Consider the following 17,023-nt stretch of genomic DNA (forward strand, 5'->3'; position numbering starts at 1 on the left):
GCGGGATCTAGAACCACTCGGGATTCATATCCAGGGTCGTACGGTCCAGGGACGCCAAAAGGTCGAATTGTGGGCCTGTCTTCGGTAGTTCGTAACCGAAGAAGTACCGTGCGGCTTGACGCTTGCCGTCGTAGAAGGCTCCGGTCTTGCCTTCGACGGCGGTGAGCTGCTCGAGCCACATCCAGGCAATCACCACATGCCCGACCGCTTCGAGATACACGGTCGAATTCGCCAGCGCCACAGTAGGATCACCCTCCGACCACAGCGCTGCGGTGACCTCGACCGTGCGGTTCCATGCCGCTTCCAGTTCACCGGCGAACCGAGCGGTGTCGACGCTCAGCGGCCGGGCCCGTTCGACGGTGGCCGAAATTTTGGAACCGAGGACCGCCACCCCTGCCCCCGACTGCATGGTTACTTTTCGGCCCAGCAGATCGAGCCCCTGAATGCCGTGCGTCCCCTCGTGAATCAAATTGAGTCGATTGTCCCGGTAGTACTGCTCGACGTCGTAGTCACGGGTGTAGCCGTACCCGCCGTGAATCTGGATCGCCAGGCTGTTGGCCTCGAGGCACCACTGTGACGGCCAGCTCTTCGCGATCGGCGTCAACACATCGAGCAGTAGCGTCGACTCCGCCTTGATGGTGTCATCGGTCGTCGAGTCCTGCTCGTCGACGAGCCTGGAGCAATAGAGACCGAGCGCAAGCGCTCCCTCCACATATGACTTCTGTGCCAACAGCATCCGCCTGACATCGGCGTGCTCGACAAGCGGCACCGCAGGAGATGACGGATCCTTGGACCCCAGCGGCCGACCTTGAGTGCGAACCTTCGCATACTCGAGCGACTTCAGGTATCCGACGTAGCCCAACGCAATTGCCAGGAACCCGACCCCGATTCGGGCCTCGTTCATCATGTGGAACATGTAGGAGAGACCGCGATGCTCCTCGCCGACGAGGTAGCCGACCGATCCGTCGAAAGCGAGAAGGGTGTTGGTTGTCCCGCGGTTACCCATCTTGTGGTTCAAACCGACGAGAGTCACCTCGTTGCGCTCCGCGTTCGGCAGAAGCTTGGGCACGATGAACAGCGAGATGCCCTTGACTCCCGCTCCCCCACCCGGGATTTTGGCCAGCACGAGGTGGATGATGTTTTCGGTGAGTTCGTGATCGCCTGCCGAGATCCACATCTTGGTTCCGGTGATCCGGTAGCTGCCGTCGTCCTGCTTCTCGGCCCGGGTCGTGATGTCTGCGAGCGAGGAACCTGCCTGCGGCTCGGAGAGGCACATCGTGCCGAAGTACTTACCCTCCAACATCGGACGCACGTACTCGTCGATCTGCTCGGCAGTTCCGTACGTCGAGATCAGATTGGCATTGGCGACGGTCAGAAACGGGTACGACGCCGTCGAGGCATTGGCCGCCTGGAAGTATGCCATCGATGCGCGAGCGACCGTCGTCGGCAGTTGCATCCCGCCGACGCTCTCGTCGAACTGACTTGCGATGAGCCCGGCAGAGGAATAGACGTCCAGTGCGGCCTTGACCTCATCGATCATGTCCACCGAGCCGTCGGGACGCATGGTCGGCTCGTTCGCGTCGGACTTCTTGTTGTGCGGTTCGAAGTGCTTGTGCGCGATATCGGCACATAGGTCCAGTACCGCGTCGAACGTCTCCTTCGAGTGTTCGGCGAACCGTGTGCGGTCCGTCAGCGATACGACATCGAGCCACTCGTAGAGCAGAAAGTCGAGATCGCGGCGAGAGAGTACGTCGGTCATGGCATGCCTCGTGTCGGAAGTCGCGGTGGGAACTATGCAGGTGCATATTTTCTATGCGCTTGCCTATACTCGACCCGACACCCGATCGTGTCAACCCTGGGACCCGAGAGGAGGGATCGACCAACCATGAGTGACGACGAGGTGAGCACCTCCAAAGCCGCCGCCCGAATCAGAAGCGCCGCCATCGAGATTTTCGCTGCCAAAGGGTACGGCGCGACGTCGACGCGCGAAATCGCCGCAAGCCTCGATCTCAGTCCCGGGGCCATGTATCCGCACTACAAAACCAAAGAGTCGCTACTGTTCGACGCGAGCCTCGACGGACACCGACGTGCGCTCGCCGAAACGAAGCAAGCCGATGCCGAAACCGACCCGCCGCAGGCTCGACTCGCATCCACGGTCCGAGCGTACGTCCAGTTCCATGCCCGTCATCACGCGTTGGCCCGGGTCATCCAATACGAACTGCGGTCGCTCACGCCCGAGCACTTTCGCACGATCGCCGCTGTTCGACGGGCGACCTCCAAGGTGTTCACCGACATCATCGACGCGGGCGTGATCACCGGAGATTTTTCGATCGTCGACACCGACGCTGCCACTTTGGCGATCACCTCGCTCGGAATCGACGTCAGCCGGTGGTTTCCGAGTAAGTCGTTTTCGGACCCGGACGTCCTGGCCTCGCGCTATGTGGAACTGGCGCTTCGGATGGTCGGCGCACCACCGACATAATTTCGACGGCAATCCGACTCGTCCATAGTCCGGACAGCGATCGACTCACTCCGATGGCAGCGTAGGTTGCCATTGGTGTGGGTCCCGCACGACGATCGGTAGTGAGTCCGGGTCACCTGCGGGCCACCGTGCTGGAGATCCACCGAGCTCGTGCAAGCGTTCCATTTGCTCACGGCACCACGGTGATACCGCACCACCCTCGGCAACGAACTTCGAAAACTGTCGCCAGGGAACCCAATCTGCGCGTGACACCTCTTCGGGATTCGGTTTCGGAGCGGGCCCGTCGTAGACGACACCGAACACCGGACACAGTTCGTTTTCGACGATTCCGTTTGCCATGACGGCTCGATACCGGAAATCGGGCAGCAGCAGCCGCACGCCTCCTGCCTCGATTCCCAACTCCTGACTCAACCTGCGCAGGACCGCATCGCCCAAATTCTCCCCCGGGCCCGGATGCCCGCAGCAACTGTTGGTGGTCACCCCCGGCCAGGTCGACTTGTGGTGGGCGCGCTCGGTAACCAGTACCTCGTCCCTGCTGTTGAATACGTAGCACGAGAACGCCAGGTGCAGCGGAGTCGTCGTCGTATGCACCGTCGACTTCGCCTGCGTTCCCAATTTCCGACCGGCGTCGTCTACGAGTACGACCTCCTCGGTCAGCATCGGGCACTGCCGGCGGATGAGGTGAGGGGCGCGCAAGCTATCCGATCCATACCATCATGTTCCCAGACCCCGCCACAATCGAAACATTTCGGCGCCGGTCGGCGCGTTCTTCTTTCATTCCACTCTCCAGGACCACACCACGCGTGGCCGGAAAAGTTCGATGTTTGTAGTGACCGGCAGAACGGGTAGAGCGATACGCAGGCGGGGCCGTGTTGGTTCACCTCGCCGGAGCGCCCGGGCAGGTTGAGCACACAGCCTCCCGGTCGTTCTTACTCCCGGACACCGATCGAGCCTTGGTCGCTCGAGAACTCGACGGAAATGTGAGATCCAGAGCCGCCGAGAGATCGGCGATCAGATCGGCCGGATCCTCCAACCCGACGGAGAATCGCAAATGGCCGAGGGTCCGGAAGGAATCCGGATATCGGGCGACCCGCGCACCCTCGGTTCCTACGTGCACGATCAACGACTCGTCGTGACCGAGTGATACCGCCGAGGTGATCACTCGAAGATTCGCGACGAACGCGTTGTGGGTACCGGAGTCGGCGTCGATCGCAAAAGCCATCATCGCGCCGAACCGACCGTCGAACTGGCGGGCAGCGACCTCGTGCTGAGGATGCGATTGCAATCCCGGATAGGCAACGAACGCCACCCTCGGATCATTGTCGAGAAACTTGGCGATGGTCGCGGCAGAGCTCGTCTGCTGGTTGAGCCGAAGCGGCAGCGTGATCGAGCCGCGACTGATCAGCCAGGCGTTGAACGGCGAGATGACACCGCCGACATCGACCATTGCGTCGTTCTTGATCCGACCGATGAGCGCGCTCGATCCGATGACCGCACCACCCATTGCGTCACCGTGCCCGTTGATGTACTTGGTCAGCGAGTGCACGACCAGATCTGCCCCATCGGCGAGCGGGCGGTACATCGGAGGCGGGGTGAACGTCGAGTCCACCGACAACAGGACACCTGCCTCGTGTGCTACCCGCGCGATTGCCGCGATGTCCGTGACCTTGGTCGTCGGATTCGCGATCGCCTCGACATGCACCAGAACGGTGTTCTCTCGCACAGCAGCCGCGACCGCGGCGACGTTCGAGCTGTCGACGAACGTTGCTTCGATTCCATACTTCTGCGGCAGTAGTTCCGAGAACAATCGAAAGGTCGCTTCGTACGTGACATCGCCGACGACCACGTGGTCACCGGACGAGAGAAACGTGAAGAACACCGCATGCAGCGCGGCCACTCCGGATGCAAGAACGACGGCGTCCTCGCCGTTGTCGAGTGCTGCCAACTTCTCCTGCAAAGCAATCTGATTCGCACCGGAATTGCGCGTGTAGAGCGGCACGTCGGTGGCCGACCAACTCAACGACGACGGATCCTCGGGTAGTGCATAAGAGTTGGCCATGACGATGGGTTGCCTGATCGCTCCCGAACCACCGTCTGTTCGATTGCCTGCATGTACCGCTTGTGTGGGGAACGCCAATGTCGATGGGTCTTCTTTGTCGGGACGCGATGTCATACCGAGAAATCTATCGAACCGGAGACCGCGCGTGCGCTAGCGGCGGGAGAGAACGACCACCGGAATCTCGCGCTCGGTCCACGCCTGGTAGTTCGCGAAATCTGCGTATCTCTTCACCAGCAACGGCCACAACCGTGCGCGCTCGGCGGAGTCGACTGTGCATGCACGCACGTCACGTCGCTCGGAGCCGATTTGTAGCCAGGTATCGGGGCTCGCCATCAGATTCGAATACCACTGCGGGTTTTTCGGCATTCCGCCCTGCGAGGCCACCACGATCACGTTGTCGCCGTCGAGCAGGTAAATGAGCGGAGTCGTGTACTCGGTGGCCGACTTTCGGCCTCGATGCCCTAGCAGGAGCACTGGCACCGGCTTGCGGAATCCGCTGCCGATACGCCATTTCCCACCGATCCGGCCGCCGGTGCGTCGGTACAACCAGACCTGCGCCTTGGCGCCGTATTTCATCACCGAGGGAACGATCGGTGAGTCGAGGTGGGATGGCCGTGCGGGCGGTGTCGTCACGTCGGGCAGTGTAAGCCCGCGATGCCGCAGCCGTCGATGATCCAGTTGAGCTCTACCCGTTTCTTCAAGTAACTGGTAATCTCCGTAACAGTTACATTGAGAGAACGAAAGACGAAAGGACGCACCCGCGATGACCAGCACCGTCAGCTCGATCGACACCATCGAAGCCGAGGATGTCTCAGCACGGCTGCTCGATTCTGCCGCGCAATTGTCGTACGACCCGGCCGAGGAAGTCGCCTGGGACGAACCCCTCGACCCCACCCTGTTCGGCCTCAATCCGGAATGGAGCACTCTCTACGGCACATCGATGTGGGAGGAAATGACGCAGGAACAGCGCATCTTGCTCACCCGCCACGAGGTGTGCTCGATCATGAGCACCGGCATCTGGTTCGAGATGATCCTGCAACAGATGGTTCTTCGCGACCAGTACTGCAAGGACTCGTCCAACTCCGACTTCCAGTTCGCGTTGACCGAGATCGCCGACGAGTGCCGACACTCCATCATGTTCGCTCGTGCGTGTACGACCATGGGCATCAAGGCATACTTACCGCGCCGGATGAGCATCGAACTCGGCCGCGGCTTCAAAGCGATGGCATCTGCCGAAGCCGCCTACGGCGGAATACTGGTGGCCGAAGAAGTTCTCGACGTGATGCAACGCGATTGGATGCGCGGCGAGAACGTCCTCCCCCTGGTGCGCACCACCAGCAAGATCCATGTAGTCGAAGAATCGCGACACATGACCTTTGCGCGTGCGCAGATGCGTGAACGGATTCAAGGCAAGAGCGTCGCGCGGCGTAAGTCGAGTGCACTGGTCGTTGCCATCGCCGCTCGCATCATCGTCTCGAACATGGTCAACAAAGGGGTGTACGAGGCTGCAGGCCTCGACGCAGATCGTGCAATCAAAGAGGCCAAGAACAACGCCCACCACCACACCATGATGCGAACCAGCAGCGAACACCTGATGGCATTCCTGCTGGACTGCGGTCTGATCACCAAGCCGGCGGAGGCAATCTACCGTCGGCTGCACATGCTGTGAAGAAGGAATAGCTGATATGGCCTTCGCCATCACCCAGAACTGCTGCAACGACGCGTCCTGCCTGTCTGTCTGCCCCGTCAACTGCATTCATCCGACACCTGATGAGCCGGATTTCGGCAAGACCGAATTGCTGTACATCGACCCACGCTCCTGCATCGACTGTGGGGCATGCGCCGATGCATGTCCGGTCGACGCGATTACCCCCGTCTCGCGTCTGACACCGGAGCAGTCGATCTACGCGGATATCAATGCCGACTATTACAAGGACAAACCGACCGATCCGGCTTGGGCACCTCCGCGGTTCCCAGCCACGGCGGTGAACGAACTTCGAAAAATCGATGTCGCGATCATCGGGACCGGCCCAGCTGCCTGCTACACCGCGCAGGCACTCCTTCGGCTTCCGAGCAGCCGGGTTACGTTCTACGACCGCCTCGAGACAGCAGGTGGACTGGCCCGCTACGGGGTGGCGCCCGACCACCTCGGAACCCGTCGAATCAACGAGCATTTTCGCAGCATCTTCGCGCACCCCCGCGTCGGCATGAAGCTCGGCGTCGAGGTCGGAGTCGACATCGACCAGCAGACGCTCACCGAACGCTACGACGCCGTCGTCTACGCCGTGGGTGCGGAGAACGATCGTCCCCTCGATATTCCCGGCCTCGACCTGCCCGGTTCGATCAGCGCTCGCACCGTAGTCGGTTGGTACAACGGCCATCCCGACGTCGCCGCCGATGCCGTCGACCTGACCGGCGTTCGGAGCGTCACGATCATCGGCAACGGCAACGTGGCCCTCGATGCGGCGCGCATCCTGACCGCCGACCCGGACGATCTCGCATCCACCTCCATCTCACCCCATGCCCTCGCGGCGCTCCGACAGCACCGGGTCGAGGAAGTGGTCGTTCTCGCTCGTCGCGGTCCGGAGTTCGCCGCATTCACCCGTTCCGAGTGCAAGGCGCTTCTCGACCGCCCACACGTCGATGTGGTGGTGGCCGGATCGCCGGAGACTCTGTCGGTGATCGACGCGCTTCCCGCCTCGGCTCCAGCGTCGGCGCTGCGTGGCGCGGACGTCGTCGAACTCGGTTCACCGTATTCTTCGCGCCGGATCGTCTTCGCGTTCGGGCGGGCACCACTGGCCGTTCACGGCGAGAGGTGTGTCGAGTCGGTCCTTGTCGGCACCGAGGACGACGCCCGATCTATCCCTACCGAGCTTGTGCTGCTCGCGATCGGATACCGCGGAACGCCCTCTGCGGGAGTTCCTTTCGACGAGAAATCGGGGACCATCAACAATATCGACGGCAGAGTGTCCGACCACGACGGAACACTCGTAGCCGGTTGCTACGTGGTCGGTTGGGCCAAGCGTGGCGCCACGGGCGGAATCGGCGACAACAAGGTCGACGCCGAACTGACTGTGGACGCGCTCGTCGAGGACGTCGCAGCACGCAGTCCACGACGCACCCGCGACTGGCACCGAGGACTGTCTGCATCATCGAAAACTCGCGAGGACGCCGTTATACTCGATCGGTGAGTACTTCTGAGATCGCGACTGTATTGGCCTGGCACGACGCACTCAACGGGAACGACGTGGACACGGTATTGGCCCTGTCGAGTGACGATATCGAGGTGGGCTCGGCCGATGGCGCCGCGCAGGGGCTCGAGCACCTGCAGGAGTGGGTGCGCACTCCAGGGGTGACGCTCACTCCAGGTGCGATGTTCTACCGGGACGGCGTCGTGGTGGTCGAAGAATCGGCAACCAGCGATGACGAGTCGGCGGGGACCACCATGGAGGCCGCCAGCTTCCGAGTCGTCCACGACCACGTCACGTCGATCTTCCGTCATACCGACCTCGAATCGGCTCTCTCCGCCACAGGCATGTCGGAAAGCGATCGGGTGGCCGAAAGCTGACTCGCGCGAGGCACTCTCACCTCGGATAGGCCGAATCGTGCGGTACCCGTTCTATTGGATCGGGTACCGCACCGCCAGTGAGATCAGTCGTCTCCGCGCGGTGGCGGCTCGACATCCACGCCTCCGCCCCGATGCTCGGGTCCCGCGTCAGGATGGCTCGCCGGAAGACGGCTGCGCGAATTGGCGGCTTCACTTTCGTTGAACTTCCTACGCCAGGCTTCCTCGGGCCGATAGGGGCCGGGCTTCGGCCGAAGCTTGCCACCGGGCAAGGCGAGTCGGGCGATCGTGCGGTGCACCATTCCCCACTGCTGCATCAGCGGTCCACTGTTGTACGGCAACTGGTAGCGCTCGCAGATGTCTTTGATTTTCGGAGACACTTCGGAATACCTCGTACTCGGCATATCCGGGTACAGATGGTGCTCCACTTGGTAACTCAAGTTCCCGCTCATCAGATGGAAAAATGGCCCGCCATCGATGTTGGCAGCGCCGACGAGTTGGCGAACGTACCAGCCGCCGCGGGTTTCGTTCTCCACTTCTTCTTCACTGAACGTGTAGGCCTGATCCGGAAAATGCCCGCAGAAAATAATGCCGTGCGACCAGACGTTGCGAATGATATTCGCGAAAAAGTTCGCGGCAAACGTTGCGACGAAAGTGCTTTCGACGCCGCTGAAGCGATCATCGAGCACATCGGATATGGCGTTGTTCTTCCCGAATCGTGTCGACTTACGCAACCGCGCAGCCACTCTCGACTTCTTGCTCTCGCGCAGATGCCCTCCGGACATCAGCTGCGCCAAGCCGAATGCGCCCGCACTGATAACCGGCCAGCCGATATAGTCCTTGACGAACTGCCGACGTGCTTTACCTGCAATGCCCCTGAGATCTGCCAGCAGTTCCTTCGGCGACTTGTCGCCGTGTCGCAACGCATCGAGGTCCAGATCGTGCAGCGCCACACCCCATTCGAAGAACGCCATGAGGAGAACGTTGTAGAAGGGCTGTGCCAGATAGACCGGGTGCCATTTCTGCCGCGGGTCGATACGCATGATCTCGTATCCGAGGTCTTTGTCCTTGCCGCGAATGTTCGTGTACGTGTGATGCACGTAATTGTGTGAATGCTTCCACGATTTCGCCGTCGACGCAGTGTCCCAGTCCCACACCGAAGAGTGGATCTCCGGATCGTTCATCCAGTCCCACTGCCCGTGCATGACGTTGTGGCCGATCTCCATGTTTTCGAGGATCTTCGCAACTCCGAGGCACGCCGTGCCCGCCAGCCAAGCCGGCTTGCTCGTCGAGCCGAGCAGAAGTACACGCCCAGCGACCAGAAGTTGGCGTTGTGCCGCGATCACCGAGGTGATGTATTTCCGATCCTTTGCCCCCAGGCTCGCGTACACCTCGTCGTGAATGGCGTCGAACTCTTTGGCCAACTCCGCGATGGTCTCCTCGCTCAGGTGTGCCAGCGGATTGACCGGCTCCGTGCGAGTCGAGTGGTCGATGGTCATAAAAATCCCTCCGGAGATCTCATAGCTCGATTTCGATGTCGCCCTCGGCCGTGTTCACACAAATTCGCACGGCTTGTCCCGTTGGTTCCGATACATCCCCGTTGCGCAAGTCGCGTAAACGCCCGGACCTCAGCGTTCCGATACAGGTGTGGCAAATCCCGATGCGACATCCGAATGTCAGGTCGAGGCCTGCGTCTTCACCGGCTACCAATATCGTCGTTCCGCCGTCGCACTCCACGTCCTTGTCACTGTTGACGAACCGGATAGTGCCACCCTCGCCGTCGTCGGCATTGCCACCGATGACTGGCTGAAAGCTTTCATGATGGAACCGCTCGTAGTCGCCCTCGTCCTTCCAGTAGGACCGCAGGTCGTCCAGATGCTCCCCCGGACCGGAACAGAACGCCTCACGCTCACGCCAGTCCGGAACGAGCTTGTCGAGCTCGGTGGCTTTCATTCGACCTTCGTCGCTGGTGATGCGCAGTTCGAAACGAAAACCAGGATGCTTCGCTTCCAGTTCGGCAAGGGTGTCGGCGAACATCAACTGCTCACGGTTGTGAACCGAGTGGACGACGACGATGTCCTTCATTTGGTCGTGGTGGTCCACACTACGAAGCATGCTGATGATCGGTGTGATGCCGCTCCCCGCACTGATGAACACCATTTTCGCCGGCAAGGGATAGGGCAGCGTGAACTCGCCTTCGACCTCACTGAGTCGGACTATGTCGCCGGCCCTGATGGTGCCGACCAGATAGGGCGACACCGTGCCCTCCGGAACAAGCTTGGGGCTGACACTCACCAAGCCGTCGATCGGGTTGGGATCCGAGGTGATCGAATACGCTCGCCAGTGATATCGACCGTCGATGAGCACTCCCAGACGCACATATTGCCCCGGGGTGTGACCGGCCCATTCGAAGCCTGGCCGGATGTAGACCGACACTGCCTCCGACCCCTCAGGGGAGACTCGCTCGACCTTGCCGCGCAGCTCACGGGTGGTCCAGAGCGGATTGATCATCGAGAGATAGTCGTCCGGTCTCAGCGGATTGAACAGTAATCGGACGGCTCTCAGCATCGTCCTGCGAACTATCGAAACCTGGGGTCTGGCCCCGCGCTCTGCCACGATGTACACGTTAACCCTGGTCACGCATGTTATGTGCTGGATTCGCGAATCGACCGAACCGAGCGTGTCACAGATTGGGCTGTATCTCATTGCAGCGCAGTGGAATACACCGAACCAACCACCCTTCGTCCAGTCGAAGACCCCCCTCGCCGACGTCGAGAGACCACCCGAGAGCGCCAAGTGATGCGCATCACTCTCGAGCTTTCGGTGTTTGCTGCCGATATCGACGGGCAACGCACTCAGCAGGCCGCGCAAAGTACATCAAGGCTCTCGCGACAGCCGCCCACGAGCCGAAGGTGATTGCCCTGGCCGACCGATTGATCACCGCACATAGCGCTACCGTGGAATGGTCGAAACCGTCCTCGCCGAAGACGCACTGGGCGGCCCCGCAGCATTGCGTCGGTCGCCGCTGCAGGCCGCAGCGGGAAGCGCCGTCAAGTTGGTCAATGCGCCCGCGACGTGGTTCGCCCGCAGTCTCGATCGAGCACTCGACGCAGCCCGCGGCACACCCAACAGGGTGAGCGAGCTACTCGGCAGAGGGGCACATGCAGGTGAAGTTGCAGCGAAGACACTCGCCGCCAGCCGCGACGCAGCTCCGGAAGCTGCCGAGGTTGAATTGGATGATCCGTCGGGCGTTCGCGTCGTGCTCGCCTTCGAAGAAGCGCACAAGAATCGTCACGGGGTCGTATCAGCGGCCCAGACACGACTTGCTGCAATCGCCAAGGAAGTTGTCACGACTCGCTGATCGGTGATGCTTCCACTATTGGTGAGTCGCCACAGTTTCCGAAATCGACGGACGGGTATGTCCGCATTGTGCACGTACGTAACGATTCAACAGCCCCGGTCGAAGCCGACCCCGACGACCCTCGCAAGCCGCAATCACCGGCAGAGCTGACCAAGCCGTCATGGATGTTCGTCGTCCGTAAGACCGCAAGAGAGTTTTCGCGCGATCAGTGTACCGATCTCGCCGCGGCTCTCACCTATTACGCTGTGCTGTCACTGTTTCCGGCAATGCTTGCTGTCGTGTCGCTACTGGGAGTGTTCGGCCAGGGGCAGGCAACGGTGGACGGCGTGCTTCAGGTCGTCGGCGATCTCGGTCCGTCGTCTGCGGTGGACACGTTGCGGGGACCTATCGAGCAGTTGGTTCAGGCGCCGGCTGCCGGGTTTGCGCTTGTCACCGGCCTGTTGGGCGCATTGTGGTCGGCCTCAGGTTACGTGGGAGCTTTCGGGCGGGCGATGAATCGGATGTACGAGGTCGACGAGGGGCGGCCCGTCTGGAAGCTGCGTCCGATCATGCTTGTGGTGACGTTGGTTGCCCTCGCGCTGTTGGCATGTGCTGCTGTGATGTTGGCATTGAGCGGCCCGGTCGCCAAAGCAGTGGGCGAGACCGTGGGGCTCGGCGAAACCGCGTTGACTGTCTGGAACATCGCCCGTTTCCCGATCGTCCTAATACTTGTCGTTCTCGCCGTAGCCGTTCTCTACTACGCAACCCCGAATGTCCAGCAGCCGAAGTTTCGCTGGATCAGCGCAGGCGCTGGAGTCGGCATCCTCGCGTGGATTCTGGCATCGGCAGGTTTCGGGTTCTACGTCGCCAACTTCAGCAGTTACAACAAAACCTACGGGTCGCTCGCGGGCGCGATCATATTTCTGCTGTGGCTGTGGATCACCAACCTGGCGTTGCTGTTCGGAGCAGAACTCGATTCCGAATTGGAGCGAGGCCGTCAGCTACAGGCAGGAATGATCGCCGAGGAGCAGCTTCAGTTGCCGCCACGCGATACGCGAGTCTCGGACAAGAACGCCGAAAAAGATGCCGAAGCGATCGAACAGGGCCGCCTGTTGCGCACACAACACAATCCCGACCAGTCAGAGGACGCCGACTCTCCCATCGGCACGAAAGGAGCAACCGTGACAGACCGACCCGACACCAGACCCGACCACCTACGGCAGGCAAGTAGGAGCGAGGTTGCAGATCTGTCCACCGTCCAACTCGTCGAGCGGCTCACCCAGCAAGTCTCGACCCTGGTACGCACCGAAATCTCGGCCGGTCTGGATGAGGTGAAAACCAAAGGCACCCGCCTGGGAATCGGAATCGGGATTTCCGGCGCCGGCGCGTTACTGCTGTTCTTCGGGCTCGCCACCTTCATTGCAACGGCTGTTCTCGGTCTGTCGACCGTGCTGGATCCCTGGCTCGCCGCGTTGATCATCGCGGCGGCGGTGACCCTTGTCGGTGCGATTCTTGCCCTCGTCGGAGCCAAGCGCGCGAAGAATGCACTCCCCCCCGTTCCCGAAAACACTGTCGCCAGCGTCGACAAAGACATCACCGCAATCAAAGAAGGCATCCGATGACCGGAAAACACTCCAACGAAGCCCAGCCATCGAACGACCAGACACCCAGCGTCGACGAACTACGTGCCGAACTTTCCGAGACCGTGGCAGCGCTCGCAGCGAAGGCCGATGTCCCGACCCGCGTCCACGACAGCGCGTCGGCAAGCGTCGAGAAGGCCAAGTCCACCGCCGAATCGAATCCGGGGATCGTCGCAGCGCTGGCAGCGGCCGCGATCGGCGCAGTGATTGCATACGTCGTGGTCCGTCGCCGCAAGTCGAGGCGAGGAGTCCTCCGATGAGCACGGTGTCCAAGACAATGTACAAGCCGCTGTCGCTGGCGATGAGTGTGCTCGGCGGAGTTGTAGCCGGAATGGTGTTCAAACAGGTATGGAAGCGCATCGGGGACGAAGACGACAAGGCCCCGGACCCGAAGGATCTCGGACGCTCTGCACAGGAGGTGTTGATTGCTGCAGCAGTGCACGGCGCCGTATTCGGGTTGGTCAAAGCTGCGATCGATCGCGCAGGCGCCCACGGCTATCGCGCATTGGCCCATGAAGACCCCACGTGAAAGACCACACCGAATTGCTTGGGCTTTCGATCGGTACGCACTACCTCGGGTTTACTGGAATTCGACCTTGAAAGGTCGCCTCTGACCGCAATCGAGTACCGGACGAATCACTCAGCCATCGGTGCTCGCCGGGGCGGCAACGAGGGCCTGGTTTAATCGACCGGTAAGCGTCCACCTTCGGACCGCTTCTGAGCGAGGAGTGCCCATGCCGGTCGACGGGACCCAGGCCGCGCAGTTCGACATTGCGCGTCACTACAACGGGTCGACGCTCGTGCTCACCGTGTCCGGCGAGCTGGACATGCGGACCTCGCCCGCCCTGGATGAGGCAATCTCCGAAGGTGTACTCACTGCACCGACCGCCCTTGTGGTGGATTTGTCCGAGGTGACTTTCGTTGCCTCGGCCGCGATGACGGTGCTCACTGTTGCTCAAAACAAGCTCGGCGAAACATTACAGTTCGCCGTGGTTGCCGACGGTCCGGCCACCAGCCGTCCGATCCGGCTGATGGGCCTGGATCAGGTCTTCTCTCTCTACGAAGATCTACCCACCGCGCTGGCAGCAATCGACTCACCGAGCTGAGTATCGGGTCCGGCGGGCACACCGAGCGCCAGCACAGCGGCGTCGTCCTCGAGGCCCGCCCCGAAGCTGTCCAGCAGTGCGCGAATGTCATCGATGATCGCCTCGGCGGTTGTCGGCGAATGTGACCGCGCGAAGTCGAGTAGCGCCCCGGTATCGTCATAACGTTCGCGACCGGGCCCGACGCGCGCTTCTGTCAATCCGTCGGTGTAGAGAACGAGAGTATCTCCCGGCCGCAGGGACAGTCGGGTCGAGACGAATCTGGCATTGGGAAGAATGCCGACCAATTGGCCTCCTGTCGTCTCCACGAAACTCGCACTTCCGTCTGCGCGAAGAAGTAACGCCGGAGGATGCCCGCCGCCGGCCAACTCCACGTCGAAGCCGTCGTCGACGACTGTGAGGACGCCGAATATCACAGTGCAGAACTGCGGTTCGGTCGCGTGGAATTCCTGCTCGAATACGGTATCGAGATTGTGCAGCACCGCAATTGGGTCCCGGTCGTACACCGCAGCCGCGCGGAGCGTGTATCTCGTCAACGACGTCACCGCCGCCGCACCCGCACCCTTTCCGCAGACGTCACCGAGAAAGAACCCCCATTGGTCGGTCGCGAGCGGGAAGAGGTCGTAGAAGTCGCCACCTACGTCCTCCGTCGACGCGTAGTGATAGGAGGCCTGCGCGTCCAATCCCACAGGCGGAGACAGCGAGGACGGCAGTAGCGATCGCTGTAATGTCTTGGCCAACAGTTCAACTCGCGCTCGACTGTCGTCTGCACGCTTACGAGCCTCGAGCAGCTCACGCTCGTAAGCCCGCCGATGGCGCGCGTCGAGAGCAGTGATCCGAATCAACACTGGTTCACCGCAATCGTCGGTCTTGACGTTCGCGGTCAAGAACACCGGCAACCGGCCACCGTCCGCAGTGACGAGATCTACCGTGACGCCGTCGATGTGACCGTTCATGTGCAGAATCGGCGCGAAATGGGTCTCGTAGTGAATGCGACCGCCCGCAGTGAGCAGTCGCGTGAACGACGTCCCGATCATCGAGTCCTGTTGACGCCCCAGCCATCCGGCGATCGTCGAATTCAGCTTCGCGATGGTGCCGTCCGGCCACAATGAGAGGTACCCGCACGGCGCGTTCTCGTACAGATCGAGCAGGCTCTCTTCGAGTGCATCGCCAGAAGCGGGTTCCTTCGGCGCGCTCATGACCGCGCCGCAAACCCAGCTATCGCGGCGGAAGTTAGTTCGGGAGCACTGACCTGCGGACAGTGTCCGCTGACGTCGAGTGTCTGCAACGTACTGCCGGCGATGTTCTCGTGCACGTATCGGCCGACTTCGGGCGGAGCAAGGGTGTCGCGTGCGCAGTCGACCACCAGCGTCGGCACGGTCACGCGCTTCAGATCGGCGCGATTGTCCGAAAGAAACGTCGCCATCGCGAACACTTTGGCAGCCGCCGGATCCGTTCGACAGAAGCTATCGGTCAGTTGCTCCTCGAGTTCGGGTCGATCCGGTGTACCCATGACGGTCGGAGCCATCACCGCTGACCAACCCAGATAGTTGCTGTCGAGGGAATCGAGCAACTCGTCGATGTCTGCCTTGGTGAACCCACCTCGGTAATCGCCATCGTCGATATAGCACGGCGACGGCGTCAACAAAATCAACTTCGCGAATCGTTCGGGCGCCTCGGCGACAGCCAGTACCCCGATCATCGACGCGACCGAGTGACCGACGAACACGACATCACGTAGATCGAGTTCCTCGACGATGTCGAGTACGTCGCGGGCATATTGTTCGAGGTCAGCGTACTTGGAAGCATCCCATGCGTCCAGGTTCGATCCGCCGGCACCCACGTGATCGAACAGAACTACCTTGAAGGAAGCCACTAAGCGCTCAGTGACCGACCCCCACAAATTTTGATCGCAACCGAAGCCGTGCGCGAGCATCACTACCGGACCGTCCGAAGCTCCGACGATCCTCACATTGTTCTTCACGCGCACGTTCACCAGCACATTCTGACACTGGGCCGCGGAGGCATCGAGCGCACCCTGGTTCTCGAACGAAGCACGGCGGCCACTACCGAAAATTCACGGCGCAATCTCGACGTTCACCGCCGCTGCGTCACTCGGCCGGCCAGTTCGGCGACACTGGTATTCCAGTCCTGCGAGAGCCTGCTGAGTAGGTCGAACGCCTGGACCGCGTCGATGCCGTATCTTTCCATGATCATGCCCTTGGCCTGGCCGATAAGGTCACGCGAGGCCAGCGCGGACTGCATCTGATCCTCGTGTTGAGCAGCGATCAAAGCAACGGCAGCTTGAGTGGCCAACAACAAGCCGAGTTCCTCGCTTGCAGAATCGAACCCGTTGGCCCTCTCGGAGTACAGATTGAGGGCTCCCAAATTGTCACGTCCGGTGTAGAGCTGAAATGCCAGCATCGAACGCACACCCATTTCCCACGCCTCAGAAGCGAACTGCGGCCAACGATGTTCCGATCTCATGTCTTCGACATGGACCGTCCGCTGCTCCCACACGGCGTCCAGGCATGGCCCCTGTCCACATTGCTGTTGCAGGGAGTCGAGTCGACGCGGTAACTCACCCGTCGCGGCCCTCGACTCGACCGTGAGGCGTCCGGTGACCAGAGTAATTCCAGCGTGATCAGTACCTGGGACCATCCCGACTGCCATGGTGGTGATCGAGACCAGCGTGTCTTCGATACTCGCGTAGTTCTGCTGCAAGACACGCGCCATCTCCGACATCCCTCGACTCAGCGCTCCGTCGAGCGCCCGCTGATCGGATGACTCCAAACTCATCGTCCCCACCCATCGCCTGAACTTGCCCTGAGCCG

17 protein-coding genes and 1 pseudogene are annotated in these 17,023 nt (G+C 61.3%); 9 read left to right on the forward strand and 9 right to left on the reverse strand.

Annotated features, from left to right (window positions below):
* Positions 1-7: 7 nt before the first annotated feature.
* The gene (locus E5720_RS04645) at positions 8-1,759 is read right to left on the reverse strand and encodes an acyl-CoA dehydrogenase (protein ID WP_136169662.1); all 1,752 of its coding nucleotides are present in this window, start codon (positions 1,757-1,759) and stop codon (positions 8-10) included.
* A gap of 126 nt (positions 1,760-1,885) precedes the next feature.
* On the opposite strand from E5720_RS04645, the gene E5720_RS04650 reads away from it, so the two are divergent.
* Entirely contained in the window at positions 1,886-2,482 is a 597-nt protein-coding gene (locus E5720_RS04650; RefSeq protein WP_136169663.1) for a TetR/AcrR family transcriptional regulator, read from the forward strand.
* A gap of 45 nt (positions 2,483-2,527) precedes the next feature.
* Here E5720_RS04650 and idi read toward each other — a convergent pair whose 3' ends face one another.
* The 3 genes from idi to E5720_RS04665 all read right to left on the reverse strand — a co-directional run bounded on the left by idi (position 2,528) and on the right by E5720_RS04665 (position 5,117).
* On the reverse strand, positions 2,528-3,142 hold the full coding sequence (gene idi / locus E5720_RS04655; RefSeq protein ID WP_136172445.1) for an isopentenyl-diphosphate Delta-isomerase: 615 nt from the start codon (positions 3,140-3,142) through the stop codon (positions 2,528-2,530).
* A gap of 217 nt (positions 3,143-3,359) precedes the next feature.
* Positions 3,360-4,655 (reverse strand): aminotransferase class V-fold PLP-dependent enzyme, encoded by a 1,296-nt coding sequence (locus E5720_RS04660; protein WP_136169664.1) that lies wholly within the window; start codon positions 4,653-4,655, stop codon positions 3,360-3,362.
* 36 nt (positions 4,656-4,691) lie between these two features.
* Entirely contained in the window at positions 4,692-5,117 is a 426-nt protein-coding gene (locus tag E5720_RS04665) for a nitroreductase family deazaflavin-dependent oxidoreductase (RefSeq protein ID WP_136172446.1), read from the reverse strand.
* Positions 5,118-5,304: 187 nt separating this feature from the next.
* Between E5720_RS04665 and E5720_RS04670 the strand changes: the two genes are divergently transcribed.
* The 3 genes from E5720_RS04670 to E5720_RS04680 are packed head-to-tail and all read left to right on the forward strand — an operon-like array spanning position 5,305 to position 8,109.
* Positions 5,305-6,210 carry a diiron oxygenase gene (locus E5720_RS04670; RefSeq protein WP_136169665.1) on the forward strand — a complete coding sequence of 302 codons (906 nt, stop codon included), beginning with the start codon at positions 5,305-5,307 and terminating at the stop codon, positions 6,208-6,210.
* Between the two features lie 16 nt (positions 6,211-6,226).
* Positions 6,227-7,732, forward strand: coding sequence for an FAD-dependent oxidoreductase (locus E5720_RS04675; RefSeq protein WP_136169666.1), 1,506 nt, complete (start codon positions 6,227-6,229; stop codon positions 7,730-7,732).
* A complete protein-coding gene (locus tag E5720_RS04680; protein WP_136169667.1) occupies positions 7,729-8,109 on the forward strand; it encodes a nuclear transport factor 2 family protein in 381 nt (126 codons plus the stop codon). The genes E5720_RS04675 and E5720_RS04680 overlap by 4 nt, the downstream gene beginning before the upstream one ends.
* Before the next feature lie 83 nt (positions 8,110-8,192).
* Here the strand turns inward: E5720_RS04680 and E5720_RS04685 are convergent, their stop codons facing one another.
* Positions 8,193-9,605 carry an acyl-CoA desaturase gene (locus tag E5720_RS04685; RefSeq protein WP_136169668.1) on the reverse strand — a complete coding sequence of 471 codons (1,413 nt, stop codon included), beginning with the start codon at positions 9,603-9,605 and terminating at the stop codon, positions 8,193-8,195.
* A gap of 19 nt (positions 9,606-9,624) precedes the next feature.
* Entirely contained in the window at positions 9,625-10,722 is a 1,098-nt protein-coding gene (locus E5720_RS04690; RefSeq protein WP_210729957.1) for a ferredoxin reductase, read from the reverse strand.
* Positions 10,723-10,970: 248 nt separating this feature from the next.
* Between E5720_RS04690 and E5720_RS04695 the strand changes: the two are divergent.
* The 5 genes and pseudogenes from E5720_RS04695 to E5720_RS04715 all read left to right on the forward strand — a co-directional run.
* Positions 10,971-11,467, forward strand: a pseudogene (locus E5720_RS04695) (ferritin-like domain-containing protein); the annotation flags it as partial.
* A 68-nt stretch (positions 11,468-11,535) separates the two neighbouring features.
* A complete protein-coding gene (locus E5720_RS04700; RefSeq protein ID WP_136169669.1) occupies positions 11,536-13,068 on the forward strand; it encodes a YhjD/YihY/BrkB family envelope integrity protein in 1,533 nt (510 codons plus the stop codon).
* A complete protein-coding gene (locus E5720_RS04705; RefSeq protein ID WP_136169670.1) occupies positions 13,065-13,346 on the forward strand; it encodes a DUF3618 domain-containing protein in 282 nt (93 codons plus the stop codon). The genes E5720_RS04700 and E5720_RS04705 overlap by 4 nt, the downstream gene beginning before the upstream one ends.
* Positions 13,343-13,615: a DUF4235 domain-containing protein gene (locus E5720_RS04710; protein WP_136169671.1), complete on the forward strand. Its 273-nt coding sequence runs from the start codon at positions 13,343-13,345 to the stop codon at positions 13,613-13,615. Before E5720_RS04705 ends, E5720_RS04710 begins: the two co-directional genes overlap by 4 nt.
* 205 nt (positions 13,616-13,820) lie before the next feature.
* A complete protein-coding gene (locus E5720_RS04715) occupies positions 13,821-14,192 on the forward strand; it encodes an STAS domain-containing protein (RefSeq protein WP_136169672.1) in 372 nt (123 codons plus the stop codon).
* Here the strand turns inward: E5720_RS04715 and E5720_RS04720 are convergent.
* The 3 genes from E5720_RS04720 to E5720_RS04730 form a co-directional block, all read right to left on the reverse strand.
* Positions 14,144-15,388 (reverse strand): SpoIIE family protein phosphatase, encoded by a 1,245-nt coding sequence (locus E5720_RS04720; protein WP_136169673.1) that lies wholly within the window; start codon positions 15,386-15,388, stop codon positions 14,144-14,146. The genes E5720_RS04715 and E5720_RS04720 overlap by 49 nt on opposite strands.
* Positions 15,385-16,185 (reverse strand): alpha/beta hydrolase, encoded by an 801-nt coding sequence (locus E5720_RS04725; RefSeq protein WP_136169674.1) that lies wholly within the window; start codon positions 16,183-16,185, stop codon positions 15,385-15,387. Before E5720_RS04725 ends, E5720_RS04720 begins: the two co-directional genes overlap by 4 nt.
* Before the next feature lie 101 nt (positions 16,186-16,286).
* Positions 16,287-16,988 carry a GAF and ANTAR domain-containing protein gene (locus tag E5720_RS04730; protein ID WP_136169675.1) on the reverse strand — a complete coding sequence of 234 codons (702 nt, stop codon included), beginning with the start codon at positions 16,986-16,988 and terminating at the stop codon, positions 16,287-16,289.
* Positions 16,989-17,023: the final 35 nt, after the last annotated feature.

It is taken from the genome of Rhodococcus sp. PAMC28707, from assembly GCF_004795915.1.
Lineage (GTDB): Bacteria > Actinomycetota > Actinomycetes > Mycobacteriales > Mycobacteriaceae > Rhodococcoides.

What these genes read in the sequence shown, in the direction of transcription:
- E5720_RS04645 (WP_136169662.1), bottom strand. Translation starts at nt 1,759, where the DNA reads ATGACCGACGTACTCTCTCGCCGCGATCTCGACTTTCTGCTCTACGAG.
- E5720_RS04650 (WP_136169663.1), top strand. Translation starts at nt 1,886, where the DNA reads ATGAGTGACGACGAGGTGAGCACCTCCAAAGCCGCCGCCCGAATCAGA.
- idi (WP_136172445.1), bottom strand. Translation starts at nt 3,142, where the DNA reads ATGCTGACCGAGGAGGTCGTACTCGTAGACGACGCCGGTCGGAAATTG.
- E5720_RS04660 (WP_136169664.1), bottom strand. Translation starts at nt 4,655, where the DNA reads ATGACATCGCGTCCCGACAAAGAAGACCCATCGACATTGGCGTTCCCC.
- E5720_RS04665 (WP_136172446.1), bottom strand. Translation starts at nt 5,117, where the DNA reads ATGAAATACGGCGCCAAGGCGCAGGTCTGGTTGTACCGACGCACCGGC.
- E5720_RS04670 (WP_136169665.1), top strand. Translation starts at nt 5,305, where the DNA reads ATGACCAGCACCGTCAGCTCGATCGACACCATCGAAGCCGAGGATGTC.
- E5720_RS04675 (WP_136169666.1), top strand. Translation starts at nt 6,227, where the DNA reads ATGGCCTTCGCCATCACCCAGAACTGCTGCAACGACGCGTCCTGCCTG.
- E5720_RS04685 (WP_136169668.1), bottom strand. Translation starts at nt 9,605, where the DNA reads ATGACCATCGACCACTCGACTCGCACGGAGCCGGTCAATCCGCTGGCA.
- E5720_RS04705 (WP_136169670.1), top strand. Translation starts at nt 13,065, where the DNA reads ATGACCGGAAAACACTCCAACGAAGCCCAGCCATCGAACGACCAGACA.
- E5720_RS04710 (WP_136169671.1), top strand. Translation starts at nt 13,343, where the DNA reads ATGAGCACGGTGTCCAAGACAATGTACAAGCCGCTGTCGCTGGCGATG.
- E5720_RS04715 (WP_136169672.1), top strand. Translation starts at nt 13,821, where the DNA reads ATGCCGGTCGACGGGACCCAGGCCGCGCAGTTCGACATTGCGCGTCAC.
- E5720_RS04720 (WP_136169673.1), bottom strand. Translation starts at nt 15,388, where the DNA reads ATGAGCGCGCCGAAGGAACCCGCTTCTGGCGATGCACTCGAAGAGAGC.
- E5720_RS04730 (WP_136169675.1), bottom strand. Translation starts at nt 16,988, where the DNA reads ATGAGTTTGGAGTCATCCGATCAGCGGGCGCTCGACGGAGCGCTGAGT.